Here is a 26,205-nt window from a genome sequence, read left to right as displayed (position 1 = left end):
AGGTCATATATATGCTGTTAGGTTCTGTACCACAGCTTGACCGTATAGCAGTCCAACTTGGGCCGTTCCCTGTTTATTGGTATGGGGTTATTATCGGTACAGGTGTGCTATTAGGTCTTTGGCTAGCAACTCGCGAGGGAGAAAGGCTTGGTATTCACAAAGATACATTTATCGACCTTGTATTAATCGCAGTACCAATTGCCATTCTTTTTGCGAGAATGTATTATGTCATTTTTGAATGGGAATATTATTCGCAAAATCCGAGTCAAATTATTAATATTCGTCAAGGTGGTTTGGCGATTCATGGTGGTTTAATCGGGGCTGTTATTACAGGAATCCTTTTTGCGAAACGACGCGGGCTTTCATTCTGGAAGTTAGCGGATATTGCTGCGCCGAGTATTTTACTAGGACAAGCAATTGGCCGATGGGGAAACTTTATGAACCAAGAGGCGCATGGTGATGAAGTAACGAGACAGTTTTTGGAAGGTCTTCATTTACCAGATTTCATTATTAATCAAATGTACATTGATGGTGTGTATTATCACCCAACGTTTTTATATGAATCATTATGGAACTTTGCAGGTGTTATTTTACTACTCGCGTTACGAAAAGTGAATTTACGCCGTGGTGAATTATTCTTCACATATTTAATTTGGTATTCAGTGGGACGCTTCTTCGTAGAAGGTTTGCGTACAGATAGTTTAATGTTAGGACCACTTCGTATTGCGCAAGTAATGTCTATTGGAATTGTTGTTATTTCTATCATTTTCATTATTGTGAGACGAAAAATGGGGCAAGCTGATAAAAGATATTTAGAAAATTAGAGAAAAGTAGCATCTTATATAAGATGCTGCTTCTTTCATATTCAGGTAATGAAAGGATTAAGGACGATGAAAATAAATACAGTGTTATTTGATTTAGATGGAACGTTAATTAATACAAATGAACTTATTATCTCTTCTTTTTTACATACGTTAAATCACTATTATTCTAATCAGTATAAGCGTGAAGATGTATTGCCATTTATCGGTCCATCTTTGCATGATACTTTTAGTAAGATTGATGCAAGTAAGGTTGAAGAGATGATTACATGTTATCGTCAATTTAATCATGAGCATCATGATGAATTAGTGGAAGAGTATGAAACTGTATATGAAACAGTTCAAGAATTGAAGAAGCAAGGTTATAAGATCGGCATCGTTACAACGAAAGCGAGACAGACGGTTGAAATGGGATTAAAGCTTTCGAAACTTGATCAGTTTTTTGATGTTGTCGTGACGATTGATGATGTGGAACATGTGAAACCACATCCAGAACCACTTCAAAAAGCATTGAAATTATTAGATGCAAAGCCAGAAGAAACATTGATGGTTGGTGATAATCATCATGATATCGTCGGTGGACAAAATGCAGGTACGAAAACAGTAGCGGTTTCATGGACATTGAAAGGTAGAGCGTATTTAGAAGCGTATAAACCAGATTATGTGCTAGATAAAATGAGTGATTTACTACCGATTTTGTCCCGCATTAACGGGTAGTAAGATTCCTGCCGGTTAAAGTGTCACTTTATATAAGTAGAGGAGAGAGTTCAGTGCGACGGACAACGCGCTATCCTGTTTCAGGAGAAAATTCATTGTGGAATGTGTATAAAACAGTTTCTTTTTGGAAGGTAATGAAAAATTTTATTATCATCCAAATCGCACGTTACACGCCATTTTTATCCGTAAAGAATTGGTTATATCGCACGTTTTTACGGATGGAAGTAGGAAAGAAAACGTCGTTTGCACTTATGGTAATGCCAGATATTATGTTTCCAGAAAAGATTACTGTGGGAGACAATTCAATTATCGGCTATAATACAACGCTTTTAGCGCATGAATATTTAATTCGTGAGTATCGGCTCGGAGAAATCGTCATAGGGAATGAAGTTATGATTGGAGCGAATACGACAATTTTACCAGGTGTGACAATTGGAGATGGAGCTATCGTTTCTGCAGGCACACTTGTCCATAAAGATGTACCAGGCGGCGCTTTCGTAGGCGGGAATCCGATGCGTATTATTTATACGAAAGAGGAAATGGCCACTAGAGAAGGTTGATGTTAAAAATGTAACATTTCCCTTCTCTTTTTATGAATAAAAAGGAAATAATTGATTATAATATACTGTTTTGTTTTTTACGGAATCGTTTATACTTATAGATAGAAGAATGTGTGAACGAAGAAAACAAAAAACTGGAGGATATATGGGGAAAAATCAAAGAATATATAAGGAGAACGGACAAGTTATCTCTTTTAATCAGTTAGCGGACTTCTTTTATAAAAAAGGGATGAGGGCTTATAAAGGGCAAAAATTGCAAGATGCAATTAAATATTTTCGAAGAGCAGCACAAAGCGAGAAGGAGCCGTTTATTTTATGCCAACTAGCAATAGCATTATCTGAATCTGGTGAATATCAAGAGTCGAATCAGATATTTCTAAAGCTTGTTAGATCCAATCCTGAACTTGAGCAATGCTATTATTTTATTTCAAATAATTATGCATATATGGGCTTGTTTCAACAGGCGAAGAAGTATGCAGAGCGATATTTAGAAGTTGCGGAAGAGAAGGAATTTGTAGAAGATACATTAGAATTGCTTGAGATTATGGAAGAAGATGCAATGGGTGCGGAAGAGATTGAGGATGAAGATGAGCTAATTGTTATGCAAGAAGAAGCGAACCGCTACATTCGTAACGGACAATTAGAAGAGGCGATTGCTACACTAGAAGTTGTTACGAAAGAATATCCAGAATTTTGGTCAGGACATAATAATTTAGCGATTGCACATTTTCAATCAGGTAATGTAGATCAAGCGCTTAAGTTAACAGAAATGATTTTAGAGAAAAATCCTGGTAATATGCATGCGCTTTGTAATACGCTTATTTTTCTATATTCAATTGGAGAGCATAAGCAAGTAGAGTCATTAGCGGGGCAGTTAGTTTCGGTATATCCAATTTCATTTGAGCATCGTTTGAAACTTGGAACAACGCTTGCAACAATTGGTCATTTTGAACCTGCATATAAATGGTTCAAAGTATTAAAGCGTCAAGGGTACGAAGGAGACGTCAGTTTTTATTACTGGTTTGCATACTCTGCGTATATGGTGAAGGAACAGCAAGTAGCTGAAAAAATGTGGCAACATGTTGTAGAATTGCATCCTGATAAAAAAGGAAAAGAACCGTGGAATGCACTGAATTTAGCAGATGAAGGACAAAATCTTTTATTTGAAGAGTTACGAAAATCATTTCAGCAAAGTACGACGCTAGAAGAGAAAATGCTAGCTTTATATTTAATGAATGAATTGTCAACACCAGAGAAGGTTGGATTCTTCTTTGATGTAACGCAAGCGAAAAATGGTGTTCCAATCGTATCGCAACTTGCAAAATATTTCTTTTTACTTAATAGTCATAAAAGCATCCCAGCTGATTTACAGCAATTTGAAAAGTGCGTACGAATCGCGGATGCATTATACAATTATACGAAAAAAGACGATGAATTAATCGAAGAGTGTTTGAATTTTTGGTTTTGCACGTTCATACGTTTATATACATCTGGAGCGACTTTTACAAATGTGTACGGTTGGTCAGCGGCAATTGAATACATTGTGCGCGGCGAACAAAGAAATAAGATGACACAGGCAGAGCTTGGTGATGTATATAATGTATCTGTAGCGACTGTACGAAAGTATGTGCAGGCTGTTAAGCGCACGCACACGTAGGGTAGGCAAATCATTGGGAAAAAAATGATGCTAACAGTATAATGAGGGTAACTTAATGTGTATGAATGAATGGGAGTGAATAGTGTGTCAGAAGAAAAAATTTATGATGTCATTATTATTGGTGCAGGACCAGCTGGTATGACAGCTGCGGTATATACATCTCGTGCGAATTTAAGCACACTGATGCTTGAGCGTGGTATTCCAGGTGGACAAATGGCAAATACAGAAGATGTAGAGAACTATCCAGGTTATGAGTCTATTTTAGGACCAGACTTATCAAATAAAATGTTTGAGCATGCGAAGAAATTTGGTGCTGAATATGCATACGGTGATGTGAAAGCAATCATCGATGGTAAAGAGTACAAAACAATTATTGCTGGTAAAAAAGAATATAAAGCACGTGCAATTATCGTTTCAAGCGGTGCAGAGTATAAAAAAATTGGTGTGCCAGGTGAAACAGAACTTGGCGGCCGCGGTGTATCATATTGTGCAGTATGTGATGGTGCATTCTTTAAAGGGAAAGAACTTGTTGTTATTGGCGGCGGAGATTCTGCTGTTGAAGAGGGTGTGTTCTTAACACGCTTCGCATCAAAAGTAACGATCGTTCACCGTCGTGACACTCTTCGTGCACAGAAAATTTTACAAGATCGTGCTTTCCAAAATGAGAAAGTAGATTTCATTTGGAATCACACTATAAAAGAAATTAACGATGCAAATGGTAAAGTAGGAAGCGTAACACTTGTAGATGTAAACAGCGGAGAAGAACAAGAAGTTAAAACTGACGGCGTTTTCATATACATCGGTATGTTACCATTATCAAAACCGTTTGTTGAGCTAGGTATTACAAATGAAAATGGTTATGTTGAAACGAACGAGCGTATGGAAACGAAAGTTCCTGGTATTTTCGCAGCTGGTGATGTTCGTGAAAAAATGCTTCGTCAAATTGTAACGGCAACAGGCGATGGTAGTATTGCAGCACAGAGTGCACAGCATTATATAGAAGAGTTAGTAGAGGAACTAAAGACTGTAACAGAAAAATAAGGTTATTTTTCCTTTTGAGAAGAAAGCTACCGATAGGTGGCTTTCTTTTTTTGTCCAAATGTCAAACTATTGTCAAAAACAATTAAGAATATAATGATTCTTATTGTTATACTAGAATTTACGGGAAAAATTACTATAAGAAATGAGGAATTTATTCAGTATGGAATGGCGTAATATATATCGTGGATTTTGTATGGGCGTTAGTGATTTAATTCCTGGTGTGAGCGGCGGAACAATCGCTGTTGTGTTGGGAATTTATGAACAATTGCTCGCAGCAATTAGCGGATTCTTTAGTCGTGAATGGAAAAAACATTTAGCGTTTTTAATCCCACTTGCAGCTGGTGTAGCGGCAGCTTTTCTAACGTTAAGTCACGTTATTAAATATTTATTAGCAAATCATTATGAACCGACTCAATTTTTCTTTCTCGGTTTAATTATTAGTATATTACCGATGTTAATGAGAGAAGCTGATGCAAAGGCAACGTTTAAAGGTAGTCATATTGTCTTATTAATAATTGCAGCAATTCTTGTTGCAATAACAGCATTCTTTAAACCAGATCAGGCAGCTGACCCGATTACGACGTTAACAATTTTAAATGCAATTGGTTTATTTTTCGCAGGATGGATGGCTAGTATGGCTATGCTTCTTCCTGGAATTAGTGGATCATTTATTTTATTAATTATTGGTGTGTATCCAACAGCAATTAACGCTTTAACTACACTCAATTTACCGTTAATCGTGGTTATCGGTGCCGGCGTGATGGCCGGATTTGTTGTAAGTAGTAAAGGAATTAGTTATTTGTTAGATCGTTATAAAAGTATGACATTTGCGGCAATTATTGGGCTCGTTATCGGGTCGATTGTCATTGTGTTCCCTGGCATTCCGACTGGTGGAATTTCAATTGTAAGTTCAATTATTACTTTTATTTTAGGATTTGCGGTTGTTACTTATTTCGGTAAGAAATAAGTGTTTTAATCCCCTTAACGATAAAAATCGTTAAGGGGATTTTTATGTGCTATTCATGGGAAGTAAGGTATTTTGATTGCTTGTTACAGAAAGAATTTTTACAATTGCTTAGCGAAAGGGGACTGGCACCTTCGTTGTAGCAAACTGTTTTTGATAGTATAATGAAATGAGTATGCAGTGAGAAATTTTGCTGCAAGTAGCTGAGGTGAAGAAACATGCAAAGAGTGACAAACTGTGTGTTAATTAGAGATAATGAAGTACTCTTACTCCAAAAACCTCGCCGGAATTGGTGGGTTGCACCGGGCGGGAAAATGGAGCGTGGTGAGACAGTAAGAGATACCGTTGTTCGCGAGTATCGTGAAGAAACAGGTATTTATTTAAAGAATCCAGCATTAAAAGGGGTCTTCACTTTTGTCATCCAAGAAGGTGATAAAGTTGTTTCTGAATGGATGATGTTCTCCTTTTTAGCAACAGATTTTGCAGGAGAAAACAAATTAGAGAGCGAAGAAGGCATCATTGGTTGGCATACATTTGATAAAATTGATGATTTAGCAATGGCACCAGGAGATTATCACATTATTGATTATTTAATTAAAGGGAATGGTATAATCTACGGTACATTTGTATATACCCCAGATTTTGAGTTGCTTTCATATCGATTAGATCCGAGTTAAACCTGCAAGGAGAGGATACGATGACAGAGAATAATGATATAAAAATGGTAATTATTACAGGGATGTCTGGAGCTGGAAAGACGGTAGCGTTACAAAGTTTCGAAGATTTAGGATATTTTTGTGTAGATAATTTACCACCGATGTTATTGCCGAAGTTTATTGAACTTATGGCAGATTCAAAAGGTAAAATGAATAAAGTGGCACTCGGTATTGATTTACGTGGCCGAGAGTTTTTTGAATATTTATGGGGAGCGCTTGATGATTTATCAGAACGTACATGGATTATTCCTCATATTTTATTTTTAGATGCGAAAGATAGCACACTTGTAACTCGTTATAAAGAAACGAGACGTTCGCATCCACTTGCGCCAACTGGCTTGCCGTTAAAGGGAATTGAAGCTGAGCGTGGTCTCTTAACTGATATGAAGGCACGAGCGAATATTGTGCTTGATACATCTGATTTGAAACCGAAAGAATTACGAGAAAAAATTGTTCACTTATTCTCAACAGAAACTGAGCAAGCATTTCGTGTAAATGTTATGTCATTTGGATTTAAGTACGGAATTCCAATTGATGCTGATTTAGTATTTGATGTTCGTTTTTTACCAAATCCATATTATATTCCACATATGAAGCCATTAACAGGACTGGATGAAGAAGTTTCGTCGTATGTGTTGAAATTTAATGAAACACATAAGTTTTTAGAGAAATTGACGGATCTTATCACTTTCATGCTGCCTCATTATAAAAGAGAAGGTAAGAGTCAACTTGTAATTGCGATTGGATGTACAGGTGGGCAACATCGTTCTGTTACGCTTACAGAGTACCTTGGGAAACATTTGAAACCAGAGTATAGCGTTCATGTATCTCATCGTGATGTGGAGAAGAGAAAGGGCCATTAAGGGATGAAAAAAGAGAGAAAACCTAAAATTGTTATCATGGGAGGTGGAACTGGACTTTCTGTTTTATTAAGGGGATTAAAACAATATCCTGTTGATATTACAGCAGTTGTAACAGTAGCCGACGATGGAGGCAGTTCAGGTAGACTACGTGATGAGCTAGAAATTCCACCTCCAGGTGATATTCGTAACGTACTTGTTGCGTTATCGGATGTAGAACCATTAGTGGAGGCTTTATTTCAGCACCGTTTTACAACTGGAGACGGACTGAAAGGGCATGCGTTAGGAAATTTACTATTGGCAGGTATGACTTCGATTACAGGAGACTTTTACCACGCGATTACGGAAACGAGTAAAGTATTAAATGTCAGAGGACGTGTATTACCAGCAGCGAATCAAAGTGCGGTACTTCATGCAGAATTAGAAGATGGAGAAATTGTAACAGGTGAATCAAAGATTCCTCATTTCGGGAAGAAGATTAATCGTGTCTTTTTAACTCCAGAAGATGTAGAACCGTTATGTGAAACGTTGACGGAAATTAAACGAGCTGATTTGCTTGTTTTCGGTCCAGGAAGTCTGTACACAAGTATATTACCGAATTTAGTTGTTAACAAAATTGGAGACGCTGTTCTTGCTGCAAAAGCGAAGAAGGTATATGTATGTAATGTTATGACGCAAGCGGGCGAAACGAAGGGTTATACTGCATTTGATCATGTGCAGGCGTTACATGATCATTTAGGTAAACCATTTATCGACACTGCGATTGTAAATAATCGTGATATTCCTCGTGAATTACGTAAGTTATATGAGGAAGAGATGTCGGAACCAGTTGCACTGGATACAAATCGTTTTGCTGAACATAATATCGAAATCATTCAAGATCGATTAGCGAAATATGATGATCGTGTTGTAAGACATGATACATTAAAGTTAGCTTCTATTTTATATTCATTGTTATAAATGTGCGTTGCCTCATTTGAGGTAACGCTCCTCATTCATATAGGACAAGATTTTTGTTCCAAAGTAATAGTATAAGGAGGTGTTGACTGTGTCATTTGCATCAGAAACAAAGAAAGAGTTGACCAACCTTGAAATGAAGGAATGCTGCGAGAAATCAGAATTATCGGCGTTGCTTCGAATGAACGGATCGCTTTCTTTTTCAAACCGTCGCCTATCTATCGATATTCAAACGGAAAATGCAGCAATTGCAAGAAGGATTTATACGCTTTTGAAAAAAGGATATGATGTGACGGTAGAATTACTTGTTCGTAAAAAAATGCGATTGAAGAAAAATAATGTATATATCGTGCGGCTTGTTGAGAAGTCTCGCGAAATATTAGCAGATCTTCACATTGTTCGAGATGACTTTTCGTTTATTCGAAATATATCGCAGGAATTAATCGAGAAGAAATGTTGTAAACGATCGTATTTACGCGGTGCATTTTTAGCAGGTGGTTCAGTAAATAACCCAGAAACATCATCTTATCATTTAGAGATCTTTTCGTTATATAAGGAACATAATGATTCTATATGTGAACTGATGAACGGATTTGATTTAAATAGTAAGACGTTGGAAAGAAGAAAAGGGTACATTACGTATTTGAAAGAAGCTGAAAAAATTACAGAGTTTTTAAATATTATAGGTGCTCATAATGCACTTTTAAGATTTGAAGATATTCGAATTGTTCGCGATATGCGTAATTCAGTAAATCGTTTAGTTAACTGCGAAACAGCTAATTTAAATAAAACAATTGGTGCAGCGCTAAGGCAAATTGAGAACATCCGCTATATTGATGAGACGGTGGGGCTTGATATTTTGCCAGATAAATTAAGAGAAATTGCACAGTTACGAAGAGATTATCAAGATGTAACATTGAAAGAGTTAGGTGAGATGGTATCCGGGGGGAAAATTAGTAAATCGGGTATTAATCATCGTTTGCGTAAAATCGATGAAATTGCAGAGAAATTACGCGCGGGGGAAACAGTAGCAAAAAAATAAAAGGTTAAAGGGGAAATGGAGCTGTGGTTCAAAAACTGGTTAAAGTGGCATTAAAAAACGGCTTACAAGCACGTCCGGCTGCGTTGTTTGTACAAGAGGCAAATCGCTTTCATGCGGATATCTTCATCGAGAAAGATGGAAAGACAGTGAATGCAAAGAGCATAATGGGGATTATGAGCTTAGCAATCGGAACTGGTAGCATGATTACAATCACAACAGAAGGTTCAGATGCAGAAGAGGCTTTGGAAGCATTAACTGCATATGTACAATAAAGGGTTATCGCGAATGTGCGATAGCTTTTTTTATTTTTCTGTTTGTGGGGTGCGTGGTTGGTGTGATAACGAATGATCGGTGGGTATATAGCTGGTTCGCGCTTGTCGGGAATGGTCGGTAAGTCGATAAGTTGTGTCGAAACGCCGATATAATTTGAGTTGTGGTCGATAAAATTGAAAAATCACCGATATATTGGATTAGATACTAGGTGGGGTATGTGATACCCTTGTACATAATAAAAAAAGCGCCCTGTAATAGGGCGCTTCCGCTTATAGATGTATCCAGCTCCAGCGGCTAGAATGGTCGGTGGCTTCGCTTCTTCCGTCGAGGTAAAAAGCACCTCTTTGTCAGAAGCTCCATCCCCCTCTCATTCTGAACGAGCCGCTTCCGCTTTTAAGTATATCCAGCTCCAGTGGCTAGAATCTCCGGTCGTTTCGCTTTTACATTCGAGGCAAAAAGCGCCTCGGATGTAAAAGCTCCAACGCCCTGCGATTCTGAACGAGCCACTTCCGCTTTTAAGTATTAACGATTTGTAAAGATCTTATCGATTAAGCCGTATTCTAGAGCTCTTTCTGCTGTCATGAAGTTGTCGCGGTCTGTGTCGCGTTGTAGAACTTCAAGTGGTTGACCTGTGCGGTCAGCAAGAATTTGGTTTAATTTTTCACGTAAGAATAGGATACGTTTTGCAGCGATTTCGATTTCAGTCGCTTGACCTTGTGCTCCGCCAAGTGGTTGGTGAATCATAACTTCACTGTTTGGAAGTGCGTAACGTTTTCCTTTTTCACCTGCTGCAAGTAAGAATGCACCCATAGATGCAGCCATACCGATACAGATTGTTGATACTTGTGGTTTAATAAACTGCATTGTATCGTAAATTGCCATACCAGCTGTGATAGAACCACCAGGGCTGTTGATGTAAATGTGAATATCTTTTTCTGGATCTTGAGATTCCAAGAATAAAAGCTGGGAAACGATTGAGTTTGCTACGTTGTCATCAATTGCGCTACCAAGCATAATGATGCGATCTTTTAATAGTCGAGAGTAAATATCGTAAGCGCGTTCTCCACGATTTGTTTGTTCAATTACTGTAGGAATTAAATTCATCTGTTATTTCCTCCTTTAAAAGCTTTCTTAGTCTTATAATACAATTATGGTCAATGAAGGTCAAACGAAACCACTTTAAATCAAAAAATATGTAGTTGTATCATGATTTATTCGCTATGTTTTTAAAATTCCCTGCTTATGTATCTTCAACATCATAACCGAATTACATAAATTTAAACGTGATTAATGGTGTGGGAAAGGCAAAAGAACGCCTTTTGTATAGAAGCGTTCTTTCATTTTTTATTCTTTTAACAGATAGGTTACTTTATTTAAGATTTTCTCGATTTGTTTTGCGTTTTTACTATACATATCACTCGCTGATTTTGATTTCGTTTCTAAAGAGAATAATTCAAGATCTGCATTGCATTTCTTTAAGGATGCCAATAGTAAAGGCTTGTTTTGAGGAGAAGGCATTTGGAGTTTATCATTATAGATGTCGATAGTAAGTTGTCCGTATGAATCAACTTGACCAAGAAAGACATTTTCAATGACAACACCGAGTTTTTCTAGCTCAGAATGTAACCAAGCGCGATTATGCCCGCTAGCAGAAAGAGGTTCATCTAATACATTTCCATCCATAATAACAGTTTGCGGTTCTTTTTCGTTTGGCACTTTTAAGCTGATATCTTTTGCTGTAAGTGGTTGGCGATCTTTCTTTAATAATACATTTAATTCACCGCTCGGTTCTAGTACAGCAAATTCAACATCAGCTACGCTGAACGCATTTTTTCCTCTGAGAAGCTCAAGTAATTCATCACTTGTATACTTTTCTTTCTTTAAATTATCTTCAAGTATTTTGCCATCTTTTATTAATACGGTAGATTTTCCTTCAAAAAAATCTCGAGCTGTTTTGTTCTTTAAAGAGAGGATTCCAGTGAAAAAAGGTACCACAGCGAAAATGAGTATCGCAAAGACGCCGTGGAAAAATTTTGAATCAAGCCCTGTAGATACTTGGGCAGCGATGTCACCGATTGTCATTCCGGCTATGTATTCAAAAAAGGAGAGCTGAGAGATTTGTCTTTTTCCTAACCATTTCGTAATAGCGAATAAAATAATTAATATGAATACAGAGCGAAGAATGACAAGTGTCCATTCCGGCAGGTGAGACATAGTCATTTCCTCCAGTCTACTTAAAACCCTTTATATTGAGGTTCTTCACGTTCTAATACTGAAACTCTATTCTGTAAATCGGTGATGATGCTGTCCATTTCTAACATACATTCATGAAATACACGTTTTGATTCCGCGTCCTGTGAATTTAGTGAAAGGGAGCTTAAACTTGCTTGAGCGCCCCTTACACTGGCAAGGCAGGTTTTAACGCTAGCGATAACTGTCATACGAACACCTTATCCTTTCGGTTTGAATAGCAATGCTCCAATGAAGCCGAAAATAATGGCAGCTGATACACCAGCACTCGTTACTTTAAACATGCCGGTAATAACGCCGACGATGCCATGTTTGGCTGCTTCCTCCATCGCGCCATGAACGAGGGCATTACCGAAACTTGTAATAGGTACAGTTGCCCCAGCGCCTGCAAAGTCGATTAATGGTTCATACAGATTGAATCCATCTAATATAGCTCCAGCAACAACGAGTGTTGCCATCGTATGAGCGGGGGTTAGTTTGCCGACATCAAACATAAGCTGTCCGATTACGCATATGAGTCCACCAATGACGAAAGCCCAGAAAAAAATCATTGCGTTGCACCTCCAAATTCAATCGAAACAGCGTGAGCGATGCACGGAATCGTTTCTTCTTGTTGGAATGTAAGTGGAGATAGTAAAGCGCCTGTCGCAACGACAAGTATTTTCTTGAATTCTCCTCTTTTCATTCGGTTTAATAAATGTCCGTATACGACTGTTGCTGAACAGCCGGGACCACTTCCACCAGCTATGACAGGTTGACCTTCTCTATAAATGATGATTCCGCAATCTTGAAATTGCTCGCTCTTTACCTTTGTTCCATGTTTATGTAGTAGGTCGTAAGCGATTTCGCGACCGACATGTCCAAGGTCACCTGTTACGATTAAGTCGTAATAAGAGGCGTCAATTTGTCGTTCGCGTAAATGAGCTTCAATCGTATCGACAGCAGCTGGCGCCATCGCACCACCCATATTAAAAGGATCTGTTAGTCCCATATCAATAACTCGTCCAATGGTGGCCGATGTTACTTGTGGACCATATCCAGTGTCGCTTAAAATAGCCGCGCCTGCACCGGTCACTGTCCACTGAGCCGTAGGAGGTTTTTGACCACCATATTCAGTTGGATAGCGGAATTGTTTTTCTACCGCAGCGTTATGACTTGATGCCCCAGTTAATAAATACTTTGCACCTTTTGCATTTACGATACTTGCGCCGAGTGCTAAGCCTTCCATAGAGGTAGAACAGGCGCCGAATAAACCGAGATAAGGTGTTCCGAGTGTGCGGCATGCAAAGCTCGTTGGAGTTATTTGGTTAATTAAATCCCCTGCGAGTACGAATTGAATATCGTCTTTACGGAGCTTTGCCTTTTCGGTAGCGCGGCTACAAGCTTCTTCAAATAAAATTTTATGCGCCTTTTCGTAAGAATCTTGTCCGAGCCATAAATCTTCATGCAGGGTATCGAAGTCTTCAGGAATTTTTCCATTTGCCTCAAATGGGCCACCGACTACACCTGTTGAGATGATAACTGGTTTGTTTTCGAATACCCATGTTCGGTGTCCTTGTAACATTTACAGCCCTCCCCATTGAAAGAGAATCGTTTTAATAAGAGCGATGACAAAAGCTGAAAATACGCCAAATAAGATGACCGATCCTGCTAGTTTAAACATGTTACCACCAACGCCGAGAACGAACCCTTCTGTACGGTGTTCAATACACGCGGCAATAACAGAGTTACCAAATCCAGTAACGGGAACTGCGGTACCAGCACCAGCAAATTGTCCGAGGCGATCGTAGACGCCAAATCCCGTTAGTAGCATGGAGATAAAAATAAGAGTTGCAACGGTAGGGTTCCCGGCAGATCTTTCAGTGAAATCAAAGTACGTAATATAAAAGGTGGAAATCAGTTGGCCTATTAGACAAATTAATCCCCCGACGAAAAAAGCTTTTATACAATTTTTTAAAACGGGGCGCTTCGGTTCGCGCTGTTGTTCGAATTTTTTATATTCTTGTTGTACAGGTGTTAAATTTTTATCTTTACTAGACATTTGAATCCTTCCTTCTCTTTTAGAAAGCTTAAATATTAGATCCCATTTCTGATTGAATGAGTTTTAACTGTTCTTTAATGCCATCCTTACTCACTTTCTTTTTCTTAATTTTGTTTTCAAGTTCTTCTATGAGCATAAAGATCTTTTTGTCTGTACTTACACGAATATCGAAAGTAGGGTTTTCATCACTTAGCTTCTTTTTTAATTTACTTCTTAAAGGCTTTAAACCAAATCTTTCGTGATGTTCAGGTTTAACGGCTATGTAAAGATCTAAATTTGTATTAACTGCGGTGGCTTCTGTAATTCCCTCTATAGTGAGAGCTTTTTTCTTAGCTTCTTGCGATATAGATTGATTAAAGGATTCTGTACTCATTTTTGTTAATTTAGGGCCCTTTTTCTCATCTGTTCGCTTAGCTTCTTCTTTCTTTACTTTTTTATCTAACGGGCTATTATCACATCCGGTAAGTGAACCGAATAGGAGCATAAATAACGCGGTTATGATTCCGAGTTTTCGCATTATAATCATTCCATTTCTATTGCATTATGTAATTTGAGAAAAAAGGATGATTGCATATCACCCTTTTTCTCAAATTGTGTACCATTAGATACAATGGCACCTTTGGTTATTGCTGTGTGTATTGTGGTTCTTCTTGCTGGACTTCTTCAACACGTGGGTTTAAAGAATCAATAATTGTTTGTGTTTGCTGCGCAGCTGTTTGGAAAAGTTGCTTTGCTTGTTGGTTATCCGTATCAAGAGCGAATCCCTCTAAGCTAGCTTGTGCACTTTTTAATCCAGAAACAGTTTGCTTTAGTTTTGTAATTACAGTCATTGAATGAAGCCCCCTTTGGAATATCAATTCAAAGATTATAATTTGTGGGTTTGGGTGAATTTATGATTGGAAAATTTAGGTTTTTGAAGTTGAAGCTTTGATTCAAGCGTCAATGAATTCTTTGTTATAGTGGCGCTTTATAAGATGGAAGAGGATGATATGTAATTCATGATGTAGGTATGTTACCTGTTGAAGATTAAAAAGTAACTGAAAATTACATGAGGCTAAATTTCTAATTATTCACAAAAAACACATCGATAAAATATATATATTTCTATTCTTGTAGTTATTTTCAATTTAAAATAAAATTTTCTTGTATAGTAAAAAAAAGATGTATCCAGTTTTAAAAAAATAATATCTTCATTATCTTATTCATTCAATCGAAGTCATTCACGAAAGAAGAACGTTATTAAATCAACGTTTCTTTTAATGCATAAAACATTTACGAATTGTTTTGTTCATCGAAAGTCTTGCGAATTCTTTTAAATCAACGTTTAGAAGAGAAAGTCGAAAGTAACAAAAGTCATTTATGTTGTATTCGTCATTCATCAAAATGAATACGCTATTCACCACAAGCCAACCCAAACGAAAATTTTCCGAACCCTCCAAGCCACCCCGCTGAGCCGTCGCAGGAGTCCCTTAGAGATAGTATTTGTGATTTTTAAATCAGGGGGTTGATCTCTCGCGAAGTCCTGACGTAGCCCAGCGAATTGTCTTTTACCCAATCCTCGCCGAGTTTCTACTATCAAAGAAAATAACGTTTCTAATGCGATTGGGCAGCCGTTATCGGAACTTACCCCCGACAGTGTGTTAAAATTAATCGAAGCGGAAAACGAGGATCTCCAATTGACTGGACGTGTGATCGGTTGGACAGTTTAAGAGGGTTGTATAAAAAGGGAGATGGCGCAAAGATGGTGAGATCAAAAGAGAATGATTTAACGGAGAAATTGGCAGAAGGTCACCGAGAATATGGTGACGGCAACTTTACAGTACAGAACATAGGTGATGAAACTAACCCGAATTGGACTGTCGTAAAAAATGTGAGGAAGGGATCGGCAGGCATTCGTGAAGGGGAAGATATATTTAGCCTGCGATCAAAATATATAAAATAGTGCGGAGATGGGCGGGCATCACTTCGCCTGTCTTTTTTTTATAGACTATATGCGAAAAGTGCGATGCCGAGAGATGTAATTCTAGACGATTAGATTTAATATGATGAAGTTATGAGCCTATATGCGTTCTATTTCGATTTAAGTAGATTAAGGGGGAACGAAAGAAGGAAAACTGCGCGCTAAAGCTAGTGTAGAAGAGGTTTTTATGCTTGCGTATTAGGTTAGCGTCAGGATATAATATCCATATGTAAAGAAGCGAACGTCTACGTGTTGGTGTTCGTATCCTACGTTTAACTTTCGGTAAGAACAAATCGGAAGAAGACGGAAGCAAACCGTTGATATTATCATAATCTCATGCGCCCATAGCTCAGTCGGATAGAGCGGTGGTTTCCGGTACCACGTCTGCCGGGGGTTCGAATCCCTCTGGGCGCGTTATGTATTGTTGTTGTGATGTGTTCTATTTAAAAGTATTGAGTAAATAGCACATAATAGCGTGAAGAACGTGTTGAAAATTAATAGCAAATCTAAAAAAACCCCTTGTATGTGATTAGAAATAATCGTGTATAGGGGGTTTTTCGTTATGAAAAGAATTAAAGAGTGAAATGCAATTCAAATCAGAACAGATTTTAGCACTAAAAGAAATTGTAACGAGATATATTGCACAAGCGTATTGTTAAGTTGCTGAACGAAGATATGACACGTAAGATAGTAGTGATTCACAAAGCAATAGGGGCAGGCTAGCCGTCTTTGCCAGTAAGCTGAAGTTTAATAAAAGTGATCATCTTTCGTTGGCATTATCGGACTTTCTTGACCGTTATGAAGGAGAAGAAGAATGAAAAAAGGTTCTCGCAAGCTATTTGAAATAAAATCGTTTCTTACATGTATTGAAGAAGAGGAGTGCGGAGAAAAGGTCTATTATGTAACGATGGAACATCACAACAGTAGTGTGACTCGTCACAAGATAACGAAAGATGATGCATTCGAAATGTTAGTTGCGTATGCAAAAGGAATACCTGAAATCATGGAGGTCTTCATGGAAGATGAAAATTTCAATGAAGTTTATAAGATAACGGCATCGCTAGGTATTTATTGCAGTTAAGTAAAAAGTACATGTCATAAATGTTGTTCACTTGTACGAATAGACCCTGGAAAAAGAACTCAGAGGTAATCCAAGTCACAATTCGAAAATTACACAAAGCAGATAAACAAGAAAGTATCTTTATAGCAAATCGCAACGCTGTGAATTTGGTGCGTGTGGTACTCGTAGAGGATACGAACGGAATTAATCTATCAAATGAAAATGCGACAATGGTGAAGAAACGTGTAATATTCGATATGTACTCGCCATTGTAAAAAAGGTCTGAACTTACAAGTATAAGTTCAGACCTTTTTTTATTATCACTTGTTATATCTGATAATAAGATTTACTATTAGTATGTGGTAATAATTTTTATGCGTTATTATTTTCTTTCAATATTATTCAAATTTCGGTTGTAAGATCTAAATCTCATTAATACATATAAATTAATAATATTTTGGAATGGGTGTCTGCGTGAGGATTCTCCTTTTACCAAACTTATTGTACAATAGAAACAAGGGGGAGATTAGTTTGAAGGCAAGTCTTTTACAAGAACAAAGCTTACGTTTGGCAATGACACAAGAGTTAAGGCAAGCGATTACAATGCTCCAGTATAATGTACAAGAATTATCGGAGTTTTTGTATGAGCAATCGTTAGAGAATCCCCTTATTGAGTTAGGTGGTTTTGAGAGGGAGAAGAAAAAGAGCTCTAACACAAGTAAAAGTACCCGCAAACAAGTCGAGAATCAAATGGAAATCTACAGTGTGGATTCTACAACGATTCAGCAACATTTATTAAATCAACTACAGTATTATAAAATAGATGAAGAAGAGCGAAAAGCAGCTTCTTTCATTATTATGAACATGGATGGAAATGGCTATTTACAAGAAACAAATGAAGAGTTATCAGAGCTTCTTTCTGCGCCAATTGATGTAGTGGACTGTTCCGTGGAGCTTGTTCAATCGTTAGAGCCAGCAGGGGTAGGTGCGCGTAATATTCAGGAATGTCTATCAATCCAATTGAAGCGCTTACAAAGAAGGAATGGGTTAGCGGAAGAAATTATAGATGATCATTTTAATTATTTCGTTAAGAAAGATTGGCGAAAGCTCGTTCAAGTGTTGAAGTGTACCAACGAGGAATTACAGGATGCGGTGAACTGTATTACATCATTGCAGCCGAAACCAGGTCTTGCATTTTCTTCTGATAAACCACTTTATATTGTGCCTGATATGGCGGTAAAAAAAGATGGCGATCATCTCGTTTTACAGATGAATGAGAGAAATATGCCAAGAATTGAAATTCACTCTGAGTATAGTGCGTTACTAAATAATAGTGAAAGTGAAGTGGCTTCTTACGTATCGGAGAAGTATCAGCATGTGCAATGGATTATGCGCAGTTTGAAACAGAGAAAACAAACACTCTTACAAGTGATGAATATTATTATGGAAAAACAGCATGATTTCTTCTGGGGAGGTCCAGAGTATTTAAAACCACTTGCATTAAAAGAGGTGGCGGAAGAGTTAGGTGTGCATGAGTCTACAATTAGTCGTGCAACGCGTAATAAATATGTGCAAACGCCGTACGGTTTATTTGAGATGAAATCATTCTTTAGTAATTCTATTTCTACGACGGAAGATGAGGCGGTTTCTACAAAGCGTGTGAAACAATTCATTCAAACGCTTGTTGGAGCAGAAAATAAGAAAAAGCCACTTTCGGATCAAAAGATTTCAAAATTATTAGAAGAAGAGCATGAAATCGTTATTTCTCGAAGAACGGTTGCGAAGTATAGAGAACAAATGCATATTCCTGCTTCGTCTCTAAGAAAAACAATTGGATAGGTGAAGAAGATGAAGGTTGTACTATATACAAAAAAAGATTGTGGTCTTTGCGTGAAGGCGAAACAAGTTTTAAAAGAAGTACAATATGAATATTCTTTTCAAATTGAGGAAATAGATATATATGAAGATAATGACCTTTTAGAGAAATACCATCTAATGATTCCTGTTGTAGAAATAGGCGGAAGACAAGTGGAATATGGTAACATTCACAAAGGTGTCATAATAAACTATATAAAGAATGCAGTTAAGAGTTGAATAAGTTTCTGTCTCCTGTTACAATAATACACGTAGCAGGGATTATTTTTTTAACCTAAGTGGGACACAAAATGTCACTACGGGACATAAAGTGACCACGAAGGGAAATGAACCGATGCAGTGAGGAGAAAAGATATGCGCTCATGGATTCAGAACACAAAAAAATTATTACCTGATCTGCTACCTGTTATGCAAACGAGAATGCAAGTGCTTCAGTACATTAGGCTTATGCAGCCGATTGGAAGAAGAAACTTATCTGCAAGTCTCGGTATGACAGAACGAGTATTGCGAAGTGAAGTTCAAGTTTTGAAAGAACAAAACTTAGTTCACGTCGCTTCTTCTGGAATGACTTTGACAGAAGAAGGAACAGCTTTAGTTCTTGCTTTGGAAGACTTTATGAAAGAAATTTCCGGGTTAAAGGTTTTAGAAAAACAACTTAAGGAAACATTAGACTTGGATGAAGTTTTCGTTGTCCCTGGTGATAGTGATGAATCACCTTGGGTCAAACTGGAGATGGGCCGTGCTTGTGTGACTTGTATAAAAGACCGTCTGACAGTGAATAATATCGTTGCTGTGGCTGGAGGAACTACGCTAGCTGCTGCTGCGGACATGATGCAACTTGATTGCAAAGATTTACATATGCTATTTGTCCCAGCACGTGGTGGAATTGGAGAAGGTGTCGAGTTAGAAGCCAATACCATTTGCGCCAAAATGGCACAAAATACGATGAGTAATTATCGCTTATTGTATGTTCCGGATCACGTTAGTAGCGAAGCATATGCGTCTATTGTAACAGAGCCCTCCGTGAAAGAAGTTCTTGAGTTGATTCGATCTTCCAATATCGTCATTCATGGAATTGGTGATGCGTTAACAATGGCACGTCGCAGAAATACTTCAGAAGCAGATTGGTTAAAGATTCAGGCAAGCGAAGCAGTTGGCGAAGCTTTCGGTTACTACTTTAATGAACAAGGAAATGTTGTTCATAAAGTAAGAACAGTTGGTATGCAACTTGAAGATTTACAACATGTATCTCACGTTGTCGCAGTCGCTGGAGGTTCTTCAAAAGCAAAAGCAATACAGGCTGTAATAAAGCAAGGGCACACTTCAATTCTAATTACAGATGAAGGTGCAGCAAAACAATTAACAAAGGGTATTACCCTTTAATATAATCCCCCAAGGAGGAAATTTAAATGACTAAAATTGGTATTAATGGATTTGGACGTATCGGACGTAACGTATTCCGCGCAGCTCTTAACAACTCTGAGGTAGAAGTAGTAGCAATCAACGACTTAACAGATGCTAAAACATTAGCTCACCTTTTAAAATATGATACAGTTCACGGAACTTTAAATGCAGAAGTATCTGCTAACGAAAACAGCATCGTTGTTAACGGTAAAGAAATTAAAGTTATCGCTGAGCGTGACCCAGCTCAATTACCATGGAGCGACTACGGAGTAGAAGTAGTAGTAGAATCTACTGGCCGTTTCACTAAAAAATCAGACGCTGAGAAACACTTAGGTGGATCAGTTAAGAAAGTTATCATCTCAGCTCCAGCTTCTGACGAAGATATCACTGTAGTTATGGGTGTTAACCACGAACAATACGATGCAGCTAACCACAACGTAGTATCTAATGCTTCTTGTACTACAAACTGTCTAGCTCCATTCGCTAAAGTATTAAACGAAAAATTCGGCGTAAAACGCGGAATGATGACAACAATTCACTCTTACACTAACGACCAACAAATCTTAGACTTACCACACAAAGATTTACGTCGTGCTCGTGCAGCAGCTGAAAACATGATCCCAACATCTACTGGTGCTGCTAAAGCTGTAGCATTAGTATTACCAGAACTTAAAGGTAAATTAAACGGCGGCGCTGTACGTGTTCCAACTGCTAACGTTTCTCTTGTTGACTTAGTTGTTGAACTTGACAAAGAAGTAACAGTTGAAGATGTAAACGCAGCATTCAAAGCAGCTTCTGAAGGCGAATTAAAAGGTATCCTTGGATACAGCGAAGAGCCATTAGTATCTATCGACTATAACGGATGTACAGCTTCTTCTACAATCGATGCATTATCTACAATGGTAATGGAAGGTAACATGGTTAAAGTACTTTCTTGGTACGATAACGAAACTGGTTACTCTAACCGCGTAGTAGACCTAGCTGCATACATGACTTCTAAAGGTCTTTAATTCTTAAGTATATAAGCAATCAATGACAAAACGAGGGAGAGGGTTTGTTCCCTCTCTCTCTTCTTTCGTTTTAGAAGCAAATGTGTTAAGCTTTTGAATGGGTTTTGTCAATCCTAACTAGTAGTCGGAGGGAAATCCAATGAACAAAAAATCAATTCGTGACGTAGATTTAAAAGGTAAGCGTGTATTTTGCCGCGTTGATTTCAACGTACCTATGAAAGAAGGCAAAATTACAGATGAAACTCGTATCCGTGCAGCTCTTCCTACAATTCAATATTTAATAGAGCAAGGTGCGAAAGTAATTTTAGCAAGTCATTTAGGCCGTCCAAAAGGTCAAGCAGTAGAAGAATTACGTCTTACTCCAGTAGCAGCACGTTTAGGCGAGCTTCTTGGTAAAGATGTTAAAAAAGCGGACGAAGCATTCGGACCAGTTGCACAAGAAATGGTTGCAGCAATGAACGAAGGCGACGTATTAGTTCTTGAAAACGTACGTTTCTATGCGGGCGAAGAAAAGAACGATGCAGAACTTGCGAAAGAATTTGCAGCTCTTGCTGATATCTTCGTAAACGATGCATTCGGTGCAGCTCACCGTGCTCATGCTTCTACAGCAGGAATCGCAGACTACCTACCAGCAGTATCTGGTTTATTAATGGAAAAAGAGTTAGATGTATTAGGTAAAGCACTTTCTAACCCAGAACGTCCATTCACAGCTATCATCGGTGGTGCGAAAGTAAAAGATAAAATCGGTGTAATTCGTCATCTATTAGACAAAGTAGATAACTTAATCATCGGTGGCGGACTTGCTTACACATTCGTTAAAGCATTAGGTCATGAAATTGGTCTATCTCTATGTGAAAACGACAAAATTGAACTAGCTAAAGAATTTATGCAACTTGCAAAAGAAAAAGGCGTAAACTTCTATATGCCAGTTGATGTTGTAATCACAGAGGAATTCTCTGAAACTGCAACAACTCAAATCGTTGGTATCGACTCTATCCCTTCTACATGGGAAGGCGTGGACATCGGTCCTAAAACACGTGAAATTTATGCAGATGTAATTAAAAACTCTAAGCTTGTTGTATGGAATGGACCAATGGGTGTATTCGAAATGACTCCATTCGCAGAAGGTACAAAAGCAGTAGGGCAAGCATTAGCAGATGCAGAAGATACATACTCTGTTATCGGCGGTGGTGACTCTGCAGCAGCTGTTGAAAAATTCGGTATGGCTGATAAAATGAGCCACATTTCTACTGGCGGCGGTGCGTCATTAGAATTCATGGAAGGTAAAGAGCTTCCAGGTGTAGTTTGTCTTAACGACAAATAAGTAGCAGCCAAAGAAAAAGGACGGTGCAAAGCATGCGTAAACCAATTATCGCAGGTAACTGGAAAATGAATAAAACTCTAGCTGAAGCAGTTAGCTTCGTAGAGGAAGTTAAAGGTCAAATCCCAGCAGCTTCAGCTGTTGATGCAGTAGTTTGCTCTCCAGCTCTATTCTTAGAGCGCTTAGTAGCTAAGGCTGAAGGAACTGACTTACAAGTAGGTGCACAAAACATGCACTTCGAAAAAAATGGTGCATTCACTGGCGAAATTAGCCCAGTAGCACTTAGCGACTTAAAAGTAGGCTACGTAGTACTTGGCCACTCTGAGCGTCGTGAAATGTTTGCTGAAACAGACGAATCAGTAAACAAAAAGACTCTTGCAGCATTTGAACATGGTTTAACACCAATCGTTTGTTGTGGTGAGACTTTAGAAGAGCGCGAAAGCGGAAAAACATTTGATCTAGTAGCAGGTCAAGTAACAAAAGCACTTGCAGGTTTAACAGAAGAGCAAGTTAAAGTAACTGTTATCGCTTATGAGCCAATCTGGGCTATCGGTACAGGTAAATCTTCTTCTTCTGCAGATGCAAATGAAGTATGTGCGCACATCCGTAAAGTTGTTGCAGAAGCTGTTTCTCCAGAAGCTGCAGAAGCTGTTCGTATTCAATACGGCGGTAGCGTAAAACCAGAAAACATTAAAGAGTATATGGCACAATCTGACATCGACGGCGCTTTAGTTGGCGGTGCTAGCTTAGAGCCTGCTTCGTTCTTAGGTCTTCTGGGGGCGGTAAAATGAGAAAGCCAACAGCTTTAATCATTCTTGATGGTTTCGGACTACGTGAAGAAACTTACGGGAATGCTGTAGCACAAGCTAAGAAACCTAATTTTGATGGTTACTGGAACAAATTCCCTCACACAACGCTTACAGCTTCTGGTGAGGAAGTAGGTCTTCCAGCAGGTCAAATGGGTAACTCAGAGGTTGGTCACTTAAATATCGGTGCTGGCCGCATCGTATATCAAAGCTTAACACGCGTAAACGTTGCAATTCGTGAAGGTGAGTTCGATCAGAACGAAACTTTCCAAAATGCAATTAAAAGCGTGAAAGAAAAAGGTACTGCTCTTCATTTATTCGGTTTACTTTCTGATGGTGGTGTGCACAGTCACATGAACCATATGTTTGCTCTTCTTCGCTTAGCAGCAAAAGAAGGCGTGGAGAAAGTATATATCCATGCCTTCTTAGATGGCCGCGATGTTGGACCACAAACAGCAAAAGGTTATATCGATGCAACAAATGAAGTAATTAAAGAAACAGGAGTAGGACAATTCGCGACTATCTCTGGTCGTTATTACTCCATGGACCGTGACAAGCGCTGGGATCGCGTAGAAAAATGTTACCGTGCTATGGTGAATGGTGAAGGCCCTACTTATAAATCAGCAGAAGAGTGTGTAGAAGACTCTTATGCAAATGGTATTCATGATGAATTCGTATTGCCATCTGTAATTGTTAACGAAGATGACACGCCAGTTGCAACAATCAATAATGATGATGCAGTTATCTTCTATAACTTCCGTCCAGACCGTGCAATCCAAATTGCTCGTGTATTTACAAACGAAGACTTCCGTGAGTTCGATCGTGGTGAAAAAGTACCTCACATTCCTGAGTTCGTTTGTATGACACATTTCAGTGAAACTGTAGATGGTTACGTGGCATTCAAGCCAATGAACCTTGATAACACATTAGGTGAAGTTGTTGCGCAAGCGGGATTAAAGCAACTTCGCATCGCGGAAACTGAAAAGTATCCGCACGTTACATTCTTCTTTAGCGGTGGTCGTGAGGCTGAATTCCCAGGAGAAGAGCGTATTTTAATTAACTCACCGAAGGTTGCAACATATGACTTGAAACCTGAAATGAGCATTTATGAAGTAACGGACGCTTTAGTAAATGACATCGAAAATGATAAACATGATGTTATCATTCTTAACTTTGCAAACTGTGATATGGTTGGCCATTCTGGGATGATGGAACCAACAATTAAAGCAGTAGAAGCAACTGACGAATGTTTAGGAAAAGTTGTAGAAGCGATTCTTGCAAAAGATGGTGTAGCACTTATTACTGCTGACCATGGTAATGCCGATCAGGAGTTAACTGCTGAAGGTGGACCAATGACAGCTCATACAACTAACCCGGTTCCTTTCATCGTTACAAAAAATGATGTAGAGCTTCGTGAAGGTGGTATTTTAGGAGATATCGCCCCAACAATGCTTACACTTTTAAATGTGGAACAACCGAAAGAAATGACAGGTAAAACAATTATTAAATAATTTGCTTATATAAAAAGGAGAGAATTTATTATGTCAACAATTATTGATGTTTATGCTCGCGAAGTCCTTGACTCTCGTGGTAACCCAACTGTAGAAGTAGAAGTTTACACAGAAAGCGGCGCATTCGGACGCGCTATCGTACCAAGTGGTGCATCTACTGGTGAGCACGAAGCAGTAGAATTACGTGACGGTGACAAATCTCGTTACCTTGGTAAAGGTGTTCTTAACGCAGTAAACAACGTTAACGAAGCAATTGCTCCAGAAATCGTTGGTTTCGACGTAACTGACCAAGCTGGTATCGACCGTGCTATGATCGAATTAGATGGCACTCCAAACAAAGGTAAACTAGGCGCTAACGCTATCCTTGGTGTATCTATGGCAGTAGCTCACGCAGCAGCTGACTTCGTAGGTCTTCCATTATACCGTTACCTTGGTGGATTCAATGCAAAACAATTACCAACTCCAATGATGAACATCATCAACGGTGGTTCTCACGCTGATAACAACGTTGACTTCCAAGAGTTCATGATCTTACCAGTTGGTGCTCCAACATTCAAAGAATCAATCCGTATGGGTGCTGAAGTATTCCATGCACTTAAAGCTGTATTACATGACAAAGGTCTTAACACTGCAGTAGGTGACGAAGGTGGATTCGCTCCAAACCTTGGTTCTAACCGTGAAGCATTAGAAGTCATCATCGAAGCTATCGAAAAAGCTGGTTACAAAGCTGGCGAGAACGTATTCTTAGGAATGGACGTTGCTTCTTCTGAGTTCTACAACAAAGAAACTGGTAAATATGACCTTGCAGGCGAAGGCCGTACTGGCTTAACTTCTGCAGAAATGGTTGATTTCTACGAAGAGCTTTGCAAAGACTTCCCAATCATCTCTATTGAAGATGGTTTAGACGAAAACGACTGGGATGGTCACAAATTATTAACTGAGCGTATCGGTGATAAAGTACAATTAGTTGGTGACGACTTATTCGTAACTAACACGCAAAAACTTGCTGAAGGTATCGAAAAAGGTATCTCTAACTCAATCTTAATTAAAGTTAACCAAATCGGTACTTTAACTGAGACTTTCGAAGCTATCGAAATGGCTAAACGTGCTGGTTACACAGCAGTTGTATCTCACCGTTCTGGTGAAACTGAAGATGCTACAATCGCTGACATCGCAGTTGCAACTAACGCTGGCCAAATCAAAACTGGTTCTATGAGCCGTACTGACCGTATTGCTAAGTACAACCAATTACTACGCATCGAAGACGAACTAGGCGAAATCGCTGTTTACGATGGTATCAAATCTTTCTACAACATCAAACGATAATTGTAGAAAATAACGACAGACCGTGAGAAATCA

29 protein-coding genes and 1 tRNA gene are annotated in these 26,205 nt (G+C 38.5%); 22 read left to right on the top strand and 8 right to left on the bottom strand.

Translation table 11 applies throughout. The annotated features are described in order from the left end of the window. Positions 1-11 precede the first annotated feature (11 nt). The 11 genes from lgt (at position 12) to NSS74_RS22190 (ending at position 9,607) form a co-directional block, all read left to right on the top strand. A complete protein-coding gene (gene lgt / locus NSS74_RS22240) occupies positions 12-824 on the top strand; it encodes a prolipoprotein diacylglyceryl transferase (RefSeq protein WP_002034719.1) in 813 nt (270 codons plus the stop codon). Between the two features lie 66 nt (positions 825-890). After that, positions 891-1,538 carry a pyrophosphatase PpaX gene (ppaX, locus tag NSS74_RS22235; RefSeq protein ID WP_002089567.1) on the top strand — a complete coding sequence of 216 codons (648 nt, stop codon included), beginning with the start codon at positions 891-893 and terminating at the stop codon, positions 1,536-1,538. A gap of 53 nt (positions 1,539-1,591) precedes the next feature. Further along, positions 1,592-2,098 carry an acyltransferase gene (locus NSS74_RS22230; RefSeq protein WP_002139159.1) on the top strand — a complete coding sequence of 169 codons (507 nt, stop codon included), beginning with the start codon at positions 1,592-1,594 and terminating at the stop codon, positions 2,096-2,098. A 145-nt stretch (positions 2,099-2,243) separates the two neighbouring features. Then, positions 2,244-3,755, top strand: a complete 1,512-nt coding sequence (locus NSS74_RS22225) for a tetratricopeptide repeat protein (protein ID WP_002143728.1) — start codon at positions 2,244-2,246, stop codon at positions 3,753-3,755. Positions 3,756-3,839: 84 nt separating this feature from the next. Beyond that, positions 3,840-4,796, top strand: coding sequence for a thioredoxin-disulfide reductase (gene trxB, locus NSS74_RS22220; protein WP_002143727.1), 957 nt, complete (start codon positions 3,840-3,842; stop codon positions 4,794-4,796). 160 nt (positions 4,797-4,956) lie between these two features. Continuing rightward, positions 4,957-5,763: a DUF368 domain-containing protein gene (locus tag NSS74_RS22215; protein ID WP_061673727.1), complete on the top strand. Its 807-nt coding sequence runs from the start codon at positions 4,957-4,959 to the stop codon at positions 5,761-5,763. A gap of 215 nt (positions 5,764-5,978) precedes the next feature. Continuing rightward, complete coding sequence (locus NSS74_RS22210; protein ID WP_002124062.1) at positions 5,979-6,437, top strand: NUDIX hydrolase; 459 nt, start codon at positions 5,979-5,981, stop codon at positions 6,435-6,437. A 20-nt stretch (positions 6,438-6,457) separates the two neighbouring features. After that, positions 6,458-7,339 (top strand): RNase adapter RapZ, encoded by an 882-nt coding sequence (gene rapZ / locus NSS74_RS22205; protein ID WP_002016084.1) that lies wholly within the window; start codon positions 6,458-6,460, stop codon positions 7,337-7,339. A 3-nt stretch (positions 7,340-7,342) separates the two neighbouring features. Further along, positions 7,343-8,296: a gluconeogenesis factor YvcK family protein gene (locus NSS74_RS22200; protein WP_002016083.1), complete on the top strand. Its 954-nt coding sequence runs from the start codon at positions 7,343-7,345 to the stop codon at positions 8,294-8,296. Positions 8,297-8,384: 88 nt separating this feature from the next. After that, positions 8,385-9,335, top strand: a complete 951-nt coding sequence (gene whiA, locus NSS74_RS22195; protein ID WP_002016082.1) for a DNA-binding protein WhiA — start codon at positions 8,385-8,387, stop codon at positions 9,333-9,335. Positions 9,336-9,358: 23 nt separating this feature from the next. Further along, positions 9,359-9,607: an HPr family phosphocarrier protein gene (locus NSS74_RS22190; protein ID WP_002016081.1), complete on the top strand. Its 249-nt coding sequence runs from the start codon at positions 9,359-9,361 to the stop codon at positions 9,605-9,607. Between the two features lie 523 nt (positions 9,608-10,130). Here the strand turns inward: NSS74_RS22190 and clpP are convergent. The 8 genes from clpP to NSS74_RS22150 form a co-directional block, all read right to left on the bottom strand. After that, on the bottom strand, positions 10,131-10,712 hold the full coding sequence (clpP, locus tag NSS74_RS22185) for an ATP-dependent Clp endopeptidase proteolytic subunit ClpP (protein WP_001049163.1): 582 nt from the start codon (positions 10,710-10,712) through the stop codon (positions 10,131-10,133). A 240-nt stretch (positions 10,713-10,952) separates the two neighbouring features. Continuing rightward, positions 10,953-11,822: a DUF421 domain-containing protein gene (locus NSS74_RS22180; protein ID WP_002016080.1), complete on the bottom strand. Its 870-nt coding sequence runs from the start codon at positions 11,820-11,822 to the stop codon at positions 10,953-10,955. A gap of 20 nt (positions 11,823-11,842) precedes the next feature. Further along, a complete protein-coding gene (locus tag NSS74_RS22175) occupies positions 11,843-12,049 on the bottom strand; it encodes a DUF1657 domain-containing protein (protein WP_002034728.1) in 207 nt (68 codons plus the stop codon). Between the two features lie 9 nt (positions 12,050-12,058). Beyond that, a complete protein-coding gene (spoVAE, locus tag NSS74_RS22170) occupies positions 12,059-12,409 on the bottom strand; it encodes a stage V sporulation protein AE (protein WP_000575919.1) in 351 nt (116 codons plus the stop codon). Then, the gene (gene spoVAD, locus NSS74_RS22165) at positions 12,406-13,422 is read right to left on the bottom strand and encodes a stage V sporulation protein AD (protein WP_000938981.1); all 1,017 of its coding nucleotides are present in this window, start codon (positions 13,420-13,422) and stop codon (positions 12,406-12,408) included. The genes spoVAE and spoVAD overlap by 4 nt, the downstream gene beginning before the upstream one ends. Continuing rightward, complete coding sequence (gene spoVAC / locus NSS74_RS22160) at positions 13,423-13,899, bottom strand: stage V sporulation protein AC (RefSeq protein WP_002034730.1); 477 nt, start codon at positions 13,897-13,899, stop codon at positions 13,423-13,425. Between the two features lie 28 nt (positions 13,900-13,927). Next, positions 13,928-14,416 carry a YhcN/YlaJ family sporulation lipoprotein gene (locus NSS74_RS22155; RefSeq protein ID WP_002143725.1) on the bottom strand — a complete coding sequence of 163 codons (489 nt, stop codon included), beginning with the start codon at positions 14,414-14,416 and terminating at the stop codon, positions 13,928-13,930. Positions 14,417-14,522: 106 nt separating this feature from the next. Next, entirely contained in the window at positions 14,523-14,729 is a 207-nt protein-coding gene (locus NSS74_RS22150; protein ID WP_000216167.1) for a DUF1657 domain-containing protein, read from the bottom strand. A gap of 911 nt (positions 14,730-15,640) precedes the next feature. Here NSS74_RS22150 and NSS74_RS22145 point away from each other — a divergent pair. The 11 genes from NSS74_RS22145 to eno all read left to right on the top strand — a co-directional run bounded on the left by NSS74_RS22145 (position 15,641) and on the right by eno (position 26,172). Continuing rightward, entirely contained in the window at positions 15,641-15,841 is a 201-nt protein-coding gene (locus NSS74_RS22145) for a hypothetical protein (protein ID WP_002129884.1), read from the top strand. A gap of 356 nt (positions 15,842-16,197) precedes the next feature. Continuing rightward, positions 16,198-16,273, top strand: a tRNA-Arg gene (locus NSS74_RS22140). Between the two features lie 400 nt (positions 16,274-16,673). Next, positions 16,674-16,940, top strand: coding sequence for a hypothetical protein (locus NSS74_RS22135; RefSeq protein ID WP_002143723.1), 267 nt, complete (start codon positions 16,674-16,676; stop codon positions 16,938-16,940). A 510-nt stretch (positions 16,941-17,450) separates the two neighbouring features. Beyond that, positions 17,451-18,758 (top strand): RNA polymerase factor sigma-54, encoded by a 1,308-nt coding sequence (gene rpoN, locus NSS74_RS22130; RefSeq protein WP_002129881.1) that lies wholly within the window; start codon positions 17,451-17,453, stop codon positions 18,756-18,758. Between the two features lie 9 nt (positions 18,759-18,767). Beyond that, the gene (locus NSS74_RS22125; RefSeq protein ID WP_002143722.1) at positions 18,768-19,013 is read left to right on the top strand and encodes a glutaredoxin family protein; all 246 of its coding nucleotides are present in this window, start codon (positions 18,768-18,770) and stop codon (positions 19,011-19,013) included. Positions 19,014-19,148: 135 nt separating this feature from the next. Further along, on the top strand, positions 19,149-20,177 hold the full coding sequence (gene cggR, locus NSS74_RS22120) for a gapA transcriptional regulator CggR (RefSeq protein ID WP_002089545.1): 1,029 nt from the start codon (positions 19,149-19,151) through the stop codon (positions 20,175-20,177). Positions 20,178-20,203: 26 nt separating this feature from the next. Then, positions 20,204-21,208 (top strand): type I glyceraldehyde-3-phosphate dehydrogenase, encoded by a 1,005-nt coding sequence (gene gap / locus NSS74_RS22115; protein WP_002016071.1) that lies wholly within the window; start codon positions 20,204-20,206, stop codon positions 21,206-21,208. A gap of 139 nt (positions 21,209-21,347) precedes the next feature. Then, on the top strand, positions 21,348-22,532 hold the full coding sequence (locus NSS74_RS22110) for a phosphoglycerate kinase (protein ID WP_002016070.1): 1,185 nt from the start codon (positions 21,348-21,350) through the stop codon (positions 22,530-22,532). A 32-nt stretch (positions 22,533-22,564) separates the two neighbouring features. Beyond that, positions 22,565-23,320, top strand: a complete 756-nt coding sequence (gene tpiA, locus NSS74_RS22105) for a triose-phosphate isomerase (RefSeq protein WP_002159914.1) — start codon at positions 22,565-22,567, stop codon at positions 23,318-23,320. Beyond that, complete coding sequence (gene gpmI / locus NSS74_RS22100; RefSeq protein WP_002129880.1) at positions 23,317-24,846, top strand: 2,3-bisphosphoglycerate-independent phosphoglycerate mutase; 1,530 nt, start codon at positions 23,317-23,319, stop codon at positions 24,844-24,846. The genes tpiA and gpmI overlap by 4 nt, the downstream gene beginning before the upstream one ends. 30 nt (positions 24,847-24,876) lie before the next feature. Continuing rightward, a complete protein-coding gene (gene eno / locus NSS74_RS22095) occupies positions 24,877-26,172 on the top strand; it encodes a phosphopyruvate hydratase (protein ID WP_000103948.1) in 1,296 nt (431 codons plus the stop codon). Positions 26,173-26,205: the final 33 nt, after the last annotated feature.

The sequence above is a fragment of the Bacillus sp. FSL E2-8868 genome (assembly GCF_038005505.1).
In the GTDB taxonomy this organism is placed as follows: domain Bacteria; phylum Bacillota; class Bacilli; order Bacillales; family Bacillaceae_G; genus Bacillus_A; species Bacillus_A mycoides.
The sequence above is the reverse complement of the archived record's forward strand: the minus strand, read 5'-3'. Positions and strand labels throughout refer to the sequence as shown.